Origin of the sequence: Psychrobacter sp. HII-4 (genome assembly GCF_904846595.1) — a bacterium.
GTDB classification, from domain to species: Bacteria; Pseudomonadota; Gammaproteobacteria; order Pseudomonadales; family Moraxellaceae; genus Psychrobacter; species Psychrobacter celer.
This window is the reverse complement of sequence record NZ_CAJHBJ010000080.1, coordinates 1-2620: the sequence shown is the minus strand read 5'-3', so window position 1 is coordinate 2620 and position 2620 is coordinate 1. Positions and strand designations below refer to the sequence as shown.

Below are 2620 nucleotides of genomic sequence, written 5' to 3'. Positions count from 1 at the left end.
AGTAATAAAGTAATACAGTTTGGCTAACGCATTTTGCCCATCAGCAAACCCCTGCTCTGCAGATTTTCGATACCAGTCTGCAGCTTTAGTTTTATCTTGACTGACACCTTCACCGTTTTCATACATACTACCTAGTTGAAACTGGGCTTGTGGGTCGCCTTGGTTGGCTTCGGCATAAACTGACTCAAAGTCTCTACTGTCACTATTTTCGATTGATTGTACTGAGTATTGAGTAGCTTCATTAGCAGATTCGGCTGAACAGGCAGAAATGGCTAGTCCAGTTGATAGGGCTAGGACTGTTGTTAATGACAGATTTAATTTCTTTAGTTTTGTAATGCTCATTGAGTTCATGTCTATACAATATTAGTATTGGATTCTACCTTTACTAGATGGATACCGCCAATACTATAAGCAATATGATAAGGAATATCTTGACCATCCAAATATAGCTTACTATTCTCTAGGCTTACTATTCTTTGATCAACTAAAAAGCCATACTTACTGTCACTGAGATATTTTGAATATAATGTTTCAATCACCTCAACATAGTTGATAACATTCGCTCTATACAAATCCAATAACGGAATCATTTCATGATCTATTACAGCCACGTGTTTTTCTCCAAGCCCTGGCTGATCAAACCAGGGTGTGGCTAAAGAAACTTCTATCGTGATAGTTTTATTTAGTACAAAAAATCTTTTTTCAAAGTTCTCAAACGTGGGTGGTAATGCTTTATTAGGAAAAGGCTCTTCAGCTTTCCAAAAATACAACGAGGTGTTTTGCCACACTGGATCCTCTTCGTTATGCTCAATATCATCTGCCCAATAATGCATAAATAATTGATCATTGATAAAATCTAGAGAATGATTATCAATTTCTTTTTTCTGGTTTTCTGACATCTCTCGTATTACAGGATATCCATTAATACCATCAACTGATAAGACTTTTGAATCACCTTTTTTCCAATACTCGATATTTGACATATATTTTCCCTATAATTAGATTTATAATACAGCGAAATAAAAATTTAATAAATAATAATAGACATATTTTATATCATAAAAGGTAATTATAGCTTTTCCATTTCCCTTTTCGATATGCATTAGCTCCCAAAAACCTTCGCTATTCAACCTGAACTTATACCCATCATATTGATGGATATCACCAAAATACCACTCTTCAAGATTTTCACCAAAAGAAGAAGACTTTATATACTGAGCACCTACTAAATTTCTGGAACCTACTACTAGGTTAACCATCTGACTATATGAGGAGATATCGTTATCGCGTAGTATGGATAAGGCGTCTTGATACATACTATTATCATAGTTCAGTTCAATTAAGCTTGTTTGATATTGCCGTATGAATTCTTTAGAAGGCAGACTAGGAAGCGGCTTATTAGAATCTCTATACTGATCTTTGAATACCATCAGATTGAATATATCATCATCAAATGTGCTGACATATTCTTTAATTAATGATGTCCTCTGAAAAATAATATATTGCTTCTTATACTTTTCAACTCCCACACCTTCTGATGTGATAGTGTTTGTGAGTGTACCAACTCTATTCATATCGATATCGAAATGTTCAAAAAAGTGCTTATCGTATTTTGTCATTACATCACTCCAAATATTTAATATATCCGTCTTTAATTAGATCTTTGATCGGCATAGGTAGTTGATCTTGCATACCCATACCACGTTGGTCAAACCATGGAGTGGCTTGACTCCTATTAGCAGCAGGAATGTCCTTAAGCACTTCAAACTGTCTTTCAATATAGTCTGACTCTTTGCCGTACATCGCTCTTTCAGAAAAAGTAGTCCCTTTAGGAGAAACGTAAGCACCTCTATCATCCTTAGGTGCATAGTCAGAGTACCTACTAAAGCCTTGCCCTTTACGATAATTATGTGTTGTTAAAGTACCTGGAACTTTGTCAAAACCCTTTGTATTATCTGGCCACCAAATACTACCGTCTGGCTTTTTCCAATTAGCTTTCTGTGCAAGCGCTCTTTCCTTATTTATTGCATTAAGTAGTTTTAAATTAGCAGCTTTAGTAGCTCTAGCCGCCTTCAAAACTTTAGAACCTTTATGAACGGTTTGACCTACTCTACCAATAGGTACAACACTGGCAGCGGTCATTACTGCATCAGCAGTTTTTTGATTTTGTTGTTGCTGATACGCGGGCATAGAGCCGCTATGTATAGATCCATTATTATTCATGACATTTTTGTTTATATTACTAGCTTGTCTCTCCCATTGTTCAGCTGTCCATGTGTCACCCCCACCGCCTTCGACAGGATCACCAACAGTAGTATTAGTACCCGGTATTATACTTCCTTCTTCATAATCATATTCATCATCCCCACCCCCCGCACCACCCCCCGGCGGATTAATCAGCACATCCTTACCAATGACCTTATTCTCTTTTTCTGCTTGCGTGATGATGCTGGAACCGGTAATGATGATACTGCCATCGGCATTCATAACCAATGAGGATTTGCCGACGGTGATCTTAAACTCATCTCCTGCGGTGATACTATAGCTTTTACCCACAAAGGTTTTTTTGATGCGGCCCACTTGTTCAGTCTGCATGATGCCGACAGCGGTGTTCATGATA

4 protein-coding genes are annotated in these 2620 nt (G+C 37.2%); all 4 read right to left on the bottom strand.

The annotated features are described in order from the left end of the window. On the bottom strand, window positions 1–342 hold a 342-nt coding region (locus tag JMX98_RS14275; RefSeq protein ID WP_320157772.1), incomplete at its 3' end, for a tetratricopeptide repeat protein. Window positions 343–353: 11 nt separating this feature from the next. Beyond that, window positions 354–983, bottom strand: a complete 630-nt coding sequence (locus tag JMX98_RS13705; protein WP_201587373.1) for a glycohydrolase toxin TNT-related protein — start codon at window positions 981–983, stop codon at window positions 354–356. Window positions 984–1004: 21 nt separating this feature from the next. Next, entirely contained in the window at window positions 1005–1619 is a 615-nt protein-coding gene (locus JMX98_RS13700; protein WP_201587370.1) for a hypothetical protein, read from the bottom strand. Window positions 1620–1623: 4 nt separating this feature from the next. Then, on the bottom strand, window positions 1624–2620 hold a 997-nt coding region (locus tag JMX98_RS13695), incomplete at its 5' end, for a TNT domain-containing protein (RefSeq protein WP_201587369.1).

Excerpts from the sequence above, each read along its gene's own strand:
- JMX98_RS13705 (WP_201587373.1), bottom strand. The coding sequence starts at position 983 with ATGTCAAATATCGAGTATTGGAAAAAAGGTGATTCAAAAGTCTTATCA.
- JMX98_RS13700 (WP_201587370.1), bottom strand. The coding sequence starts at position 1,619 with ATGACAAAATACGATAAGCACTTTTTTGAACATTTCGATATCGATATG.